Raw genomic sequence first — 14,139 nt, 5'->3', positions numbered from 1 at the left:
TAAAATAGCCTAATTTGTTACCGCAGAAGCGTTTTCTAATTCTAAGCCAGCAGCAAAAAACGGATAGCGCCGCCAACCGTATTTTTCCTGCTCTAAGGCATGGACTGCAGCGCCTGGGAGTCGGAGCAAAAGATAGAGCATTTCCCCCTGGGGAATACTAAAACCCAGATCAATCATGGCAGCCGCTATTACACCAGTCATCGCTAAAGGGCAATCAGCAGCGTTCTCAAGTTGTAATTGATTAGTTTGCAGCCAAGCAAGGGCGCCTGATGAGCTGAATTTCACCAGAAAAGTAAGGGTTTGCTGCACCGGCGTGGCGCAGCTTACCCCATGAAGATCAAAGCCTGGCGGATGTTCTATCGGCAACCACACATCAGCCCGCTCTTCCTGGGGCAAATGCTTTAATCGTTCCTGCCAAGCCACTAAGGATGTTCCACATTCCTGCCAATAGGCCATAGCAATCCCGACTTCCCGAGAGCCACTATACTGTCCTGCCCCCACTCCAAGGGCAGCTATTAAAGCAGAGGCATACGTAGATCCGCCTACCCCCGCGCACATGGCAGCGCGGACACTGTAATCTCTAGGACCTGGATTAGCAATCGCGATGGCTAATCCCTCTAATAATTTTGCCTCCTCAGCGGTGGGTCGATCCTGTTTAAAAAGCAGATATAAATACTCAATCCAGCTCACTTTATCTAACAGATCACCATAAACATCATAGCCACAACAATAGCAGCCTGCAGCTGCAAAAGGATTATTTTTCTCTGGAATCTCCTCCCAAATCTGACTGTGAATAACCTCTTGTTTATGACTAACCTTTTCCTTAATCTGGCTATGATTAATTTCTTGATTCTCACTCATCATTCTCTCCTTTTCCCAATACGCCTATCCGCACCTTTATAGGGGGTATTTCCTCCGGATCAATCCGTACATCTAGAATAGTAGGTCCTTGTCGTTGGCAAATAGCCTCAATATCAAGCGCCAGAAAATCTTGAGGAGAACGGATAATGTAGCCTGGGATCCCTAGTGCCTTAGCGTAGTCGCTATAATTTATCTCAGGTAGCTCAAAGCCAATTGACTCAGCCTGGGCTAATCGCTGACCATGCTTGATCATACCCAGCGCGGAATCATTTAAAATAACAAAAATTACTGGTAATTTTTCTTGGATTGCTACCGTGATCTCTTGACCACTCATCAGAAAACTACCATCCCCAGTGATACACACTACTGGATGGCCAGAGGCACCTAAAGCAGTACCCACTGCAGCGCCGATAGCCCACCCCATAGAGGCAAATTCTAAACAACTCCGAAATATCCCATTACGCCCACTACGCCGACCCGAGATACGCCGATCTAAAGGCTGTAGATAATGAACTGCCCAAGCCATACTATTGCCAATATCAGCTAAAAAGTAAGTATTGACTGGAAACAGATCAGTCAAGGATTTCATTAGCCGCTGAGGTTTAATCGGGGTAGAATCACTGTTATATTTTTCCTCTTCATCCAACTGGAAACGCCGCTCCAGCAAATACCGAGACGAGGGGGGTATAACAGCAGAACCTTGTAGGTTCTCCTGAGTACGTACATACGCCAGTAAATGCTCAAAAACGGTCTTAATGTTCCCTCGTACATGGAGCTGCGCCATCGGGGATCCGGTTAAGTTTCCTTCTGTCGCCTCAATATGAACGAGCCGGTGATTAAGCAATGACTTTGTATCCCAGCCGTTACTGGCCCATTCCCCAAGGCCGGTACCTGTTACAATTACTAGATCTACTTCTGGATCAAGAAGTGTCTCTTTAGCACTACAGTGTCCAGCAAAACCAATGACCCCTCGAAACAGCGGATGATAGGAACTCACTAATCCTTTACCCTGAGGGGTGGTCACTACCTCCGCTTGCATTAAAAGTGCAAGATCTAGCAGCGTATTAATCGCTTCACCACACTCTTCTCCAGCCACAAAGACCACTTTTCGCGCCTGCCCGAGTAGTCGACATAATTTTTTTATCGCCTCATCATCTACTAGAGAAGAGCGAGTTAAAAGATTAGCTAAGTTAAAGGAAGGTGCTTGAACATTAACCGGGCTACGCAAAATATCTATCGGGATACTTAAATGAACAGGGCCATTAGGGCTTTGATAAGCAGTCATAATGGCAGTACTGAGCTTATATTCAAACTGATCTACATGAGAGACTAAGGTGCTATAGCGGGTGCAATGACGAAATAAACTAACCGTATTGACTCCAGTACAAGAAGAATCTTGCATGGCACCTCGCCCAAAATTACTTAATGCAGCCTGGGCAGTAATCACCAACATAGGGATGTGATTCTCATAAGCAGAAGCTACTCCCGTAATCAGATTGGTAGCGCCCGGTCCGGTAGTAGCGCAGCAAACAGCTAATTTTCCTGTCTGACGTGCATAACCATCCGCCATGAAAGCCGCCCCCGTCTCATGGCGAGCGACTACTGATTTTAGGCCTCCACGACGAGCACTACGGGCTAAAGCATTATATAAAGGCTCTATAGCTCCGCCAGGCACCCCAAAAACATAATCTACAGATAATTGAGCCAGATAATCTATTAATAGATCGCCTACTTCCAGTGGTCTTTGAAATTTCCCTTCTTGAGGGATATCAGCAAATTGATTTATTACCGCCATAGCACACCTTAAATTTTTAAGCTTATATTTATGCGTATATAGCGCCCTTTTTCTCTCTATCTTTAGACTTTCATCACAATTTTAATTAAAAGTTCACATTGCTATTCTTTTCCTAAAGAGCATTAATCATATTAAAGATTTACACTGGCTTAACAGTAGTATTGAGCGTTATAATTCCATTATGATGGCAATACAGTTTTAGCTATTTCTATGTACGCTCGGGTATTAATCATCGCTGGTTCAGATTCTGGCGGTGGGGCAGGGATTCAAGCCGATATTAAAACGGTTACTACCCTCGGCGGCTATGCCGCCACAGCCATTACTGCATTAACAGCACAAAATACCCAAGGAATCCTCGCTGTGCTGCCAGTAGATCCTGATTTCATTGCTCAACAGATACGATCGGTACTCACAGATATTGGTGCCGACTGTATTAAAATTGGCATGCTCTACTCGGCAACAACTATTCAAGTAGTGGCTGATATGCTAGAAGACTTAGCCGCAGCAACCCCCTTAATCCTCGATCCAGTTATGAACGCCAAAGATGGCACTTCGCTACTTGAGCCTAAAGCTATTAAGCTTTTAAAACAACGACTACTTCCCAGAGCTTATCTTATTACCCCTAATCTTCCGGAGGCTGAGGTTTTAACCGGTCTTGAAATCAATGATCTTAAAGACATGGAGCAAGCAGCCGTTACTTTATTAGAGCAAGGCGCTACATCAATACTCGTTAAAGGAGGGCACCTTACAGGTAACCATTTATGGGATCTTTTAGTCACTCAAAGTTACACAGAAAGTTTTAAATCTCAACGCATCATTAGCCCTCATACCCATGGAACCGGATGCACCTTAGCCTCCGCTATTGCAACCGGTATCGCCCAAGGTCGCACGCTAATCGATTCAGTGCGTCGCGCCCAAGTTTATGTCCAAGAGGCCATCCGAACCGCTAAAGGTTATGGAACAGGCCAAGGACCTCTCAACCATACTCACACTGTAAATACCTTTGAGATCTAGGTTCATACATAATATATGTTAAATAAGTATTTATTGTACATAACTATAATCTTTCTTTTATAACAAAATCAGGAGAACAGTTAATATGTCTAACAAACCAACCCAAATTACCGATCCCCTTTACGATTACCTGCTTTCAGTTTCCCTACGGGAGCCTGATATCTTACGAGAGCTTCGGCAAGAGACCTCTACCATGCCTAGGGCTAACATGCAGATCTCGCCTGAACAAGGACAATTCATGGCGCTACTCATTGAGTTATTAGGGGCGAAAAGAATTTTAGAAATAGGGGTTTTTACCGGCTATAGCTCCCTTTGGGCCGCCCTTACCTTACCTGCGGAAGGCAAATTAATTGCTTGTGATATTAGTCCGGAATGGACCGCTGTAGCTCAACGCTATTGGCAGCGCGCTGGGGTAGCAAATAAAATTGATTTACGGCTAGGCCCTGCGATTCAAACCCTAGATCAGCTCATAGAAGCTGGAGAGTCAAATAGCTTTGATTTTGCTTTTATTGATGCTGAAAAAACAGAATATGAAGATTATTATCAGCGAACACTAGAGTTAGTACGCCCAGGGGGGCTTATCGCCATAGATAACGTATTACGCGATGGCCGGGTGATTGATCCAAGCTTTACTGACGAAGACACCGGTGCTATTCGTGCTTTTAATTCAGCACGCACTCACGATAAACAAGTTAGCCTAAGTATGGTACCTATTGCGGATGGCCTCACTTTAGCGCGAAAACATTGAAATTAAAGAAGCGCAAAGATACGCAACGCTCCCCAGCGGGATTGGATACTTTAGCATCGAGCGCAAGGGTACAATATTGCGACGTTTTTCTGTTATAACGCAGTAAGCCTACTTGGGGTAGGAGCTAAGTCAATTGCGACACGTAAGCAGTCAACTTCGATAGCGCGGCTTCTATTACTCTTAGTGATTAGAGTCGCGCCTTTCTCTCTAAAGTTTCAATAGGGGGAACGGCGTATTAAGTCCATAAATTCAGCCCGTGTTCTAGGATCTTGCCGGAATGTCCCCAGCATAGCACTAGTTACTGTTTGGCTATTTTGTTTTTGCACCCCTCGCATCACCATACAAAAATGGCACGCTTCTAATACAACCCCCACTCCTCGCGCATTTAGTACGGACATCAATCCATTTGCAATCTGGGTCGTTAATCTCTCCTGTACCTGAAGCCGTCGAGCAAAAACATCAATAACGCGGGCAATTTTACTCAGGCCAACAATACGATTCTTAGGCAGATAACCCACGTGGGCACGACCAAAAAAAGGTAACATATGATGCTCACAGAGAGAGTAAAATTCTACATCCTTCACAATCACCATTTCCTCGCACTCATCTTCAAAGAGGGCATCTTTAACGGCTTCCTCTACAGTCATGGTATACCCGCTGGTGAGAAAATCCATAGCTTTAGCTACCCGTTGCGGGGTTCGCCTAAGTCCCTCTCGGGAGGGATCTTCGCCCAATTGAATCAACATTTTCCTAATACTGGCTTCAAGCTCCTCATTATAAGGTTCATCGGATTCCATTTCCAAGCTATCCATATAAGGATCTTTACTTAACGGCTTAGTTAATTTTTTATCCATTTAAACTCTCACTGATTATTACCGCTATCCATTATAGCCGCCACAAACTCAAAACCAACCGATTAAAGCGCCATCAGATTAGCTTAAAGATCGCCAAAGATACCAAGAAGCTACAGAGCAAAAAGGCCGCCATCTTTGCCCAACATCCTCTATCCTGGCATCATCCCCAAATAATAGCCGTATCGCCCGCTGTAAACCTACATCTCCTATAGGTAGCACATCTGGCCTATGTAGACCGAAGATTAAAAACATTTCTGCCGTCCATTGACCAATACCAGGCAGCGCCACCAAGATAGTAATAATCTCCTTATCCGATAGATACTGTAAGGTCTCTAAGTCCAGCTTTCCATCATTAACATGCTGCGCTAACACAGTAATATAGCGAATCTTAGCGGCTGATAGCCCAGCCGATCGTAGCAATTCTGGAGAAGTAGCTAAAAAATCAGCAGGAGTAAAATCTGATACGATAATTTGTACTTGGCACTTTATCCTATCAGCTACCTTAGTGGCTAATTGCTGGCTGATGATAGCGTTTACTAAGGTTTTAAACGGGAAAAATGCACCATTAATCAAAGTACAGGGAGCATATTGACGGATTAAACTCGCCATTACTGGACAGGAATGGCTTAGAAAGCCATCGGCTTCAAGTAAAATAGCTGAGGTTAAACCCTCTATTTTATTCATCCCTATTTTACGCTCGCTAGCACAGCGGTCCTTCACTCTCCGCTAGTTAGGCTTTCTGAAACCTGAGCCAGCTCTTTTGCCAGCGCTACCCGATCTGGAACAGAGGATGGGATCTGGTTAAAATTTTCAATTCGTTGCAGTCGCGGTAACAACCCAATCTTATTTGCCAGTTGAATACTGAGCCCAGGACGAGCATTTAACTCTAAAACTAGAGGACCAAGATCCCGATCTAACACGATATCAACACCAATATATCCTAAGCCCACTAAATCAAAGCAACGAGCGGTGAGTTCAAGAATATTATCCCAGTGAGGTATTTTTAAACTTTTTATTCTCCCTCCAGTGTCTGGATGATACTCAATGACTTGCTCTTTCCATACCCCAGAGTTAGTATGCCCGGTCACCAAATTAATCCCTACACCAATGGCACCTTGGTGTAAATTAGCGCGGCCATCCGAAAGGCGAGTGGGTAACCTTATCATTGCTAATGTGGGGACACCTCGAAAAACAATAGTACGAATATCTGGAACCCCAAGATAGCTCACAGCATCAAATAAGGGATTAAATTTAACCCGATATTCCACAAGTGCCGTATCAGGCAGTCCCCCTAAGCTATACATTCCGCTTAAAATATTAGCGATATGGTGGCCAATTTCCTCCTCGGTCAGGATGATGCCACTGGCTTTACGGTAGCGATCTTGATAACGGCCTGTAATCACTAAAATACCTTCCCCGCCGCTTCCATGAGCGGGTTTAATGACAAAATCCTCATAGGGGCTTAGTAATGTGTTCAGCGCCTTAATTTGATGAATGATCTCTATCACACCATAAAGCTCCGGTACTGCAATTCCCGCTGCTAAGGCTAAGTGCTTAGTTTGTCTTTTATCATCAACGAGAGGGTAATAACGCCGCTGGTTATAAGGTAAGATATAATCAGCATTGCGCTGATTCATCCCTAAAACCCCAAGCCGCCGTAGATGCCACCAAGGAAATATCATCCCTTATCCGCTTTCATCAAAAATTCTTTAAATCGCCAGAGTTCTGTTAATCGATAACCCGTATAGCGCCCTAATAGTAAGGTCATAGCCAATATCATTAATAGTAGCTCAGGGAAAACAAAAACTAGGTGCTCTAGAAGTTTATTAGTAATCAATAGATACCCTAATACAGCCACCATCAAACTCCCAAACCCTTGCTGTAGCGCCTCCGCCGGTCCATGCTCCTCCCAAGCTAGGGACATACGCTCAATAGTCATCGTTAAAATAACCATTGGGAAAAGAGCTACCGATAGTCCTCGTTCTAATCCTATCTTATGAGTCAAAACGCTGATAATTGCCATTAACAAAATAACCATCACCAGTACTGAAGCTAATCGGGGTACCAGCAGTAATTTAAGGTATTCCAAATAAAAACGAAGCATTAACCCAAGGGCTACAATCCCAGTAAACAGAGCAACTCCCCAAAAAAGTTCAGTTTCTCGGAATGCTAACGCTATTAAGATGGGCATAAAAGTCCCAAATGTTTTGACTCCAATTACATTCCGTAACACCACAATTAAAAATGTCCCAATGGGAATCATCAACAGTACACGATAAACATTTTGCATTTGAACCGGAAGGCTAAATAGAGAAAAATCCATAATTAGAGAATTCATCTTCCGTGCTCGCCGCTCTGCTACCAAAACTAAATCCTGAAAACGGCTAGACACAGAGTATCCAATTTTAAGCGATTCTCCACCCTCTAACTTAACTAGTGGTTGACCTCCCGCATACCAGATCAAAGCATTTTCAGGAAAACCTCGCTCCCCGGTTTTCGGATCAAAGGCTATCCACTCTTGTCCATTGTGAACTTCCAGCCAAGGAATCAAAGAGCCATGTTTCACCCTATGTTTTAGCAGTAGGATATAGACTGGGCGAGCAGGGATTCTAGCTCCGGCCAAAATGTAGATCACGCGTTTTACCCAAGCTTCTGGATCTTCAACGCCTTTACGTAGCACTAGCGCATTTTCATCTGGGTTAGAAGAATTTAAGCGGCTCAGAAGTTCTCCGGAAAAAGAGGCAACATCAGCAGATTTACTATGTACTTCATCTAGCAGTGCTAGTATCACCGATCCCATCGGTTCAGGATATTTAGGAATCTCTGGAAATGGCGGCGTAGCTCCCCCTCGAGACTGTATTGGGGCGGTTAGTTCAGGGGCTAATTCCACTCGATAATATAACACCTGATCTCCTTGAGCTCGGCGCACAGCCCACTGAGCTATGCGGTTAGTGCCGTCTTCCTCTACGCTCAATCCATATTTACTGGAGATAAAGTCCTCACCTATCGCAGTAAACCCAGCAGATACTTGGGGTATTTGAAATTGTATTTTTGCTGGACCACCCTTGGATTTAAACTCCAAGCGTGCCTCTACCATCCACACTTTAGTTTTCTCAGCCGGAAATAATGGTAACCCCAGAATCGTTGCTTTGTAATAAGCTAGGCTCAGGCCAATTATAATTAGAGAAAACGCTAAAAGCTTTACATGAAGATTCTTCAAATTTGGTTTTCCAGCAAAAAAGCTAGCTAAAAAATGAGATTAAAAGCTATTTATTTAATATTTCAGTACTTGCGCTGAGCTATTTTAGCAAAAATTAAGGGCTAGTATTTTGTAGTACAAGATAAAAATAAATAACTCTGTAATTATTTTTTCACCTATACGTCAAAGGCGTTAAGAATTATCTTTAGAACCCCGAAAAAAAACTTAATTACGGTAAATCTACTTATCAATGTTAAAAATAACCTTAACTAAGGTACGTTTGCAATCGTTCAATCCCTTCCTGTAATCGCTCCATTGATGTTGTATAGGCAAAACGTATATATCGATGGGGATCATTGCAACCAAAATCCAACCCTGGAGTTACCGCTACTCCCACGTTCTCTAATAAATTCTGAGAGAAAGCCATACTATTTACCGAAAATTTAGAGCAATCCGCATAGATATAAAATGCGCCTTGAGGGATAGCAGGCACATAAAAACCAAGCACCTGTAACTTAGATAAAAGAAAATCTCGTCGCTGCTGAAATGCCATCCGGCGTTCCTCTAAAATTTGAATAGTTTCTGGCCTAAAGGCAGCAAGGGCAGCGTACTGAGCTGGGGTAGAAGCGGCTAAAAATAGATTTTGAGCCAATTTATCGGCAACTTGAATAAAATTATCAGGCACCACCAGCCAGCCTAATCGCCATCCAGTCATACCAAAATACTTGGAAAAGCTATTAATAACAAATACTTGATCTGAGAGTGTTAGGGCAGTGATACTCTCACTCTCATAAACTAGCCCCCCATAAGTCTCATCAACAACAAGCGCTCCCCCTCGAGATTCAACGCTATTAATTAAAGCATCCAGGGTAGCTTGACAAAGGATAGCCCCCGTTGGGTTAGCAGGTGAGGCCACTAATACCGCTTTAGTGATTGAACTCCAATAGGATTCAATATGATCTGCAGTAAACTGATAAGCATTTTTAGCCGTCATTGGAATCCCAACCGGATTTCCCTCTAAAATACGGGCAAGGTAGCGATTGCACGGGTAACCTGGATCTGCCATAAGAATAGTATCCCTAGGGTTAAGCAAAGCTGCCATAGCAAGCAGCGAAGCCCCAGAGGCACCTGGCGTAACTATAATACGATCTGGTGAGATCTGAATCCCTGCACTCATACTATACCAATTTGCGATGGCTTCACGTAACGCTGGCAACCCTGATGAAGGGGTATAATAAACTTGGCCAGAACGTAAAGCAGCTATCCCAGCCTCTATGATGGGCTGTGGCGTTACAAAATCAGGTTCACCTATTTCCATATGGATAATCCGGCGTCCCTGAGCTTCCAACTCCTTTGCTCGCGCTAATAGCGCCATCGCGTAAAATGGCTTAATCTCCCCCACCCGATACGCCACCTGCTCAATCATACTTCAGAATTTCTTTGCAATTTCTGTAAAAGATCGATATCTACATAGGTAAAGTAATCTACCTTCTCTCCACTTAACACCTTACAAGGCGTTTCAGGCTCTCCTAAATGATCTAATACTAGCGCCGCTCCGGTAAAATTTTCGTTACAAGTATACTCATTAACAGTCACTATTGTTTTAATCCCAGCCCCCACTGCAGAGCGAACACCATTTGCTGAATCCTCAAAAGCAATACACTGATCAGGCTGTATTTGTAGCTGTCTCAAGCAATAATCATAAATATCCGATGCTGGTTTTTTATGTTCAACTACGTCGCCTGCCGCAATACAATCAAACCAATCAACGGCTCTGGGATCAAAGCTAGTACGTAGTAAAGCCAATACATTTTCTAGGGTAGTTGTTGTGGCAATAGCTAATTGCAGCCCCTGTTCACGCGCTGAGTTTATCAAACGCGCCATACCAAGGCGAAGAGGTATTTTTTCTCTCTCAAGTAATTCTACATAGTACTGAGTTTTAGCCTGATGTAATTCGACAATAAATTTATCTATCGCAATTGGAGGATGAAAATTTTGTTGATATTTACTTAAATAATAATTAATACGTTCTTTACCCCCGGTTATCTTTAGTAACTTACCATAAAGGGCAATATCCCAATACCAATTTAACCCCGCAGTAGCAAAAGCTTGATTAAAAGCCAATCGATGCCCATCTCGTTCGGTTTCAGCTAAGGTTCCATCTAAATCAAAAATTAATGTTTGAAGTTCAGCCATTTTTTATGATTATCACTAGCGTTAAAGGTGTACTATTATTGCGATTTTAAGGAGATTCTGGTATATACCCCGATTGTTCTATAACTAACTTGAGGAGCCAAAACATGGCTGTTAATGACGAGAATCTAATGCGATCTCCCCAAGAGTTTACTCCCTACAAACAAAGATTGGGAGAAGAATATATGAACGAGCTGCAGAGCAAGCATTTTCGTGGAATCTTACTAAGCTGGAAGCAACGTCTTATGGAAGAGGTCACACGAACAGTTCATCATATGCAAGATGAGGCGGCAAATTTTCCTGATCCAAGCGATCGAGCATCCCAAGAAGAAGAGTTTACATTAGCACTACGGGCTAGAGATCGAGAGCGTAAGCTGATTGGAAAAATCAATGAGTGCCTAAGAACCCTTGATAATGGTGATTATGGCTATTGCGAGGCCTGCGGGGCTGAGATTGGTATCAAACGCCTAGAAGCCCGCCCCACTGCTACCTTATGCATTGACTGTAAAACCCTTGATGAGATTAAAGAGAGGCAACAATCTTAATAAAATATCTTTTGTAATCAAAAAAATTATTAGTATAAATATCCTAAAAAGAACAGACGCCCTATAAATAAATTAGGCGTCTGTTTATAATGATAATCTATTTATTATAAAGCGCTCGCGTGCTTCGCTAGATATTGCGCCACTCCTTCAGCGTTAGGCTTAATCGCCTCCTCTCCTTTCTGCCACCCAGCCGGGCATACTTCACCATGTTCTTCCGTAAACTGCAAAGCATCTACTACCCGTAATATTTCATCCACATCGCGGCCTAATGGAAGGTTATTTACCACCTGATGCTGAACTACTCCATTTTTATCAATCAAAAAGGAGCCTCTTAAGGCAACTCCATTAGGATGCTCTACCCCATAAGCACGGGTTATGTCATGGCTAATATCAGCAACTAGAGGAAACCCTATAGCGCCAATTCCTCCCTCTGCTACTGGGGTATTACGCCAAGCATAATGGCTATATTGGGAGTCAATAGAAACACCAATCACCTCGACCTGGCGCGCTTTAAATTCTTTCAAACGATTATTATGAGCTAAAATTTCTGAAGGACATACAAAAGTAAAATCAAGTGGGTAAAAAAATAGCACTATATATTTACCGCGCAGATCAGAAAGGCGGAAATTATCCTTAATCGCACCATCAGGCATTACGGCAGGTGCTGTAAAATCAGGGGCAGCTTGCGTCACTAATACACTCACAATATTCTCCTTACTTTAACTACACAGTTAAAAGTTACATTTAGTAAACTTTAAATAAATTTTTAGCTATTAGATTTAAGATATCAACCAGCATTAATTATCTATCTTCACTACTAGGGTATCAAGGTGTATTGATTCATACCACTCACTTAAATTATAGCTTCTTAATAAAAGCAAATATATTATTGCAGATTAGCTTTCAACTACCAGACAATTAAGCCTATAGGTACCCTATCTCTATAAGGTGAGGGAAGAAAAAATCATGAATGAAAATAATGTTGAATCTATCTTACATGAAGAGCGACTTTTTCCTCCCTCTGCTGAATTTTCTACCAAAGCGCGCATTCCTAACCGCGCTGCGCTTGACTCCCTCATTCAAGTAGCAAACAAAGATTATGTAGGATTTTGGGCTAAGCAAGCAAGAGCTGAACTAAGCTGGCATCAACCCTTTGAAATTACCCTAGATAGCACAAACGCGCCTTATTACCAATGGTTTAATGATGGCGAACTGAATGTCTCATTTAACTGTTTAGACCGTCACCTTAAGGATAAAGGAGACAAGATAGCGATTATCTTTGAAGGAGAATCAGGAGATAGAACTACACTTACTTATCAGCAATTACATCAGCGAGTTTGCCGCTTTGCTAATGTACTTAAAGCTCAAGGGATTACTCAAGGTGATCGGGTTGTCATTTACCTGCCTATGGTACCTGAAGCCGTTATTGCCATGCAGGCTTGCGCTAGGATTGGGGCTATTCATTCCGTAGTGTTTGGAGGGTTCTCTGCTGAATCCCTTAAAGATCGAATCGAGGACACCGAGGCAAAATTCCTCATCACAGCCGATGGTGGTTACCGAGGCGGGCGTATCATAGCGCTTAAAGCAGCGGCTGATCGGGCGCTAAAATCAGGGTGTAAAAGCATCCAAGGAGTCATTGTCCTACGGCGCACCGGTCATAGTATCTCTATGATCACAGAACGGGATTTATGGTGGCATGAGGCTGAAACTGGCATTTCTAGCCACTGTGATCCCGTATGGCTCAATGCTGAGCATCCCTTATTTTTGCTGTATACCTCTGGCTCTACGGGTAAGCCCAAGGGAATCCAACACGCTAGCGCTGGCTACCTGTTGGGTACCATCACTACTATGAAATGGGTGTTCGATATTCGGGATGAGGATATCTTCTGGTGTACCGCAGATATAGGTTGGGTTACAGGCCATAGTTATGTCACCTATGGACCACTTGCCGTGGGCGCGACAATAGTCATCTATGAAGGTGCCCCTACTTTTCCTGACAGCGGCCGTTTTTGGAAAATCTGCCAAGATCACGGAGTGACTGTCTTCTATACGGCACCTACAGCCATTAGGGCGCTCATGAAAGCCGGAGATAATATCCCAGCCGCCTATAATTTATCCCAACTCAGGCTATTAGGAACAGTAGGTGAGCCTATCAACCCTGAAGCTTGGATGTGGTATCATCGAGTCATTGGGGGTGGACATTGCCCCATTGTAGATACTTGGTGGCAAACTGAAACTGGAGTCCACATGATTGCGCCTATCCCTGGGGTAACGACTGCCAAACCTGGATCCTGTACTTTTCCCCTACCTGGAATCGACATTGCGGTAGTCAATGCACAAGGGCAACCGATAACCGCCCCCGATCAGGGCGGATACCTGGTCATTACGAAACCTTGGCCTTCCATGATTCGCACTATCTGGCAAGATAAGCAGCGCTATTACGATACCTATTGGCGTAAATTTGATGGTAAATACTATCTTTCAGGAGACAGTGCCCGCCGCGATGAAGAGGGCTATTTCTGGATTATGGGGCGTACTGACGATATCTTAAATGTTGCTGGCCACCGTCTAGGAACTATGGAGATTGAGTCGGCCTTACTCGCCCATCCTAAAGTTGCAGAAGCCGCAGTGATAGGCCGTCCCGATGATATAAAGGGAGAAGCTATCCTCGCCTACGTTACTTTGAAAGAAACCTGCTCAATTGGCGATAAAGCACTGATTATAGAACTCCGAGACTGGGTAGCTGATCAAATCGGAGCTATTGCTAAACCGGATGAAATTCGATTCGTAGACAACCTACCTAAAACGCGATCTGGAAAAATTATGCGCCGCTTGCTGCGATCGATTAGTCGAGGTGAAACAATTACCCAAGATACCTCTACTTTAGAAAGCGAAACTATCCTCACTCAGCTTCAAGAAAAAAATTGACA

Annotated in this window: 13 protein-coding genes; 4 read left to right on the top strand and 9 right to left on the bottom strand. The window is 43.5% G+C overall.

Annotated elements, in window-relative coordinates; translation table 11 throughout:
• Positions 1–9 precede the first annotated feature (9 nt).
• Positions 10–864, bottom strand: a complete 855-nt coding sequence (locus TAO_RS04835) for a citryl-CoA lyase (RefSeq protein WP_231910584.1) — start codon at positions 862–864, stop codon at positions 10–12.
• Positions 854–2,656 carry a thiamine pyrophosphate-binding protein gene (locus TAO_RS04830; RefSeq protein ID WP_096526866.1) on the bottom strand — a complete coding sequence of 601 codons (1,803 nt, stop codon included), beginning with the start codon at positions 2,654–2,656 and terminating at the stop codon, positions 854–856. Before TAO_RS04830 ends, TAO_RS04835 begins: the two co-directional genes overlap by 11 nt.
• 210 nt (positions 2,657–2,866) lie before the next feature.
• Here TAO_RS04830 and thiD point away from each other — a divergent pair, with 210 nt between their 5' ends.
• Together thiD and TAO_RS04820 are read left to right on the top strand one after the other, a co-directional pair.
• Positions 2,867–3,670, top strand: a complete 804-nt coding sequence (thiD, locus tag TAO_RS04825) for a bifunctional hydroxymethylpyrimidine kinase/phosphomethylpyrimidine kinase (protein WP_096526865.1) — start codon at positions 2,867–2,869, stop codon at positions 3,668–3,670.
• A gap of 85 nt (positions 3,671–3,755) precedes the next feature.
• Positions 3,756–4,418, top strand: a complete 663-nt coding sequence (locus tag TAO_RS04820; protein ID WP_096526864.1) for a class I SAM-dependent methyltransferase — start codon at positions 3,756–3,758, stop codon at positions 4,416–4,418.
• Positions 4,419–4,633: 215 nt separating this feature from the next.
• Here TAO_RS04820 and folE read toward each other — a convergent pair whose 3' ends face one another.
• The 6 genes from folE to TAO_RS04790 form a co-directional block, all read right to left on the bottom strand.
• A complete protein-coding gene (gene folE, locus TAO_RS04815; protein ID WP_096526863.1) occupies positions 4,634–5,272 on the bottom strand; it encodes a GTP cyclohydrolase I FolE in 639 nt (212 codons plus the stop codon).
• Positions 5,273–5,350: 78 nt separating this feature from the next.
• Positions 5,351–5,956 (bottom strand): DNA-3-methyladenine glycosylase family protein, encoded by a 606-nt coding sequence (locus TAO_RS04810; RefSeq protein ID WP_145955142.1) that lies wholly within the window; start codon positions 5,954–5,956, stop codon positions 5,351–5,353.
• Between the two features lie 32 nt (positions 5,957–5,988).
• A complete protein-coding gene (locus TAO_RS04805) occupies positions 5,989–6,954 on the bottom strand; it encodes an alpha-L-glutamate ligase-like protein (RefSeq protein ID WP_096526861.1) in 966 nt (321 codons plus the stop codon).
• Positions 6,951–8,492 (bottom strand): inactive transglutaminase family protein, encoded by a 1,542-nt coding sequence (locus TAO_RS04800; RefSeq protein ID WP_096526860.1) that lies wholly within the window; start codon positions 8,490–8,492, stop codon positions 6,951–6,953. Before TAO_RS04800 ends, TAO_RS04805 begins: the two co-directional genes overlap by 4 nt.
• A gap of 244 nt (positions 8,493–8,736) precedes the next feature.
• On the bottom strand, positions 8,737–9,897 hold the full coding sequence (locus tag TAO_RS04795; RefSeq protein WP_096526859.1) for a pyridoxal phosphate-dependent aminotransferase: 1,161 nt from the start codon (positions 9,895–9,897) through the stop codon (positions 8,737–8,739).
• A complete protein-coding gene (locus TAO_RS04790; RefSeq protein WP_096526858.1) occupies positions 9,894–10,667 on the bottom strand; it encodes an HAD family hydrolase in 774 nt (257 codons plus the stop codon). Before TAO_RS04790 ends, TAO_RS04795 begins: the two co-directional genes overlap by 4 nt.
• A gap of 104 nt (positions 10,668–10,771) precedes the next feature.
• Between TAO_RS04790 and dksA the strand changes: the two genes are divergently transcribed.
• On the top strand, positions 10,772–11,209 hold the full coding sequence (gene dksA / locus TAO_RS04785) for an RNA polymerase-binding protein DksA (protein ID WP_096526857.1): 438 nt from the start codon (positions 10,772–10,774) through the stop codon (positions 11,207–11,209).
• A 104-nt stretch (positions 11,210–11,313) separates the two neighbouring features.
• Here dksA and TAO_RS04780 read toward each other — a convergent pair whose 3' ends face one another.
• Entirely contained in the window at positions 11,314–11,913 is a 600-nt protein-coding gene (locus TAO_RS04780; protein WP_096526856.1) for a peroxiredoxin, read from the bottom strand.
• A gap of 262 nt (positions 11,914–12,175) precedes the next feature.
• On the opposite strand from TAO_RS04780, the gene acs reads away from it, so the two are divergent.
• Complete coding sequence (gene acs, locus TAO_RS04775) at positions 12,176–14,137, top strand: acetate--CoA ligase (protein ID WP_096526855.1); 1,962 nt, start codon at positions 12,176–12,178, stop codon at positions 14,135–14,137.
• Positions 14,138–14,139: the final 2 nt, after the last annotated feature.

It is taken from the genome of Candidatus Nitrosoglobus terrae (assembly GCF_002356115.1).
Classification (GTDB): domain Bacteria; phylum Pseudomonadota; class Gammaproteobacteria; order Nitrosococcales; family Nitrosococcaceae; genus Nitrosoglobus; species Nitrosoglobus terrae.
This window is presented reverse-complemented; position numbering and strand designations above follow the sequence as displayed.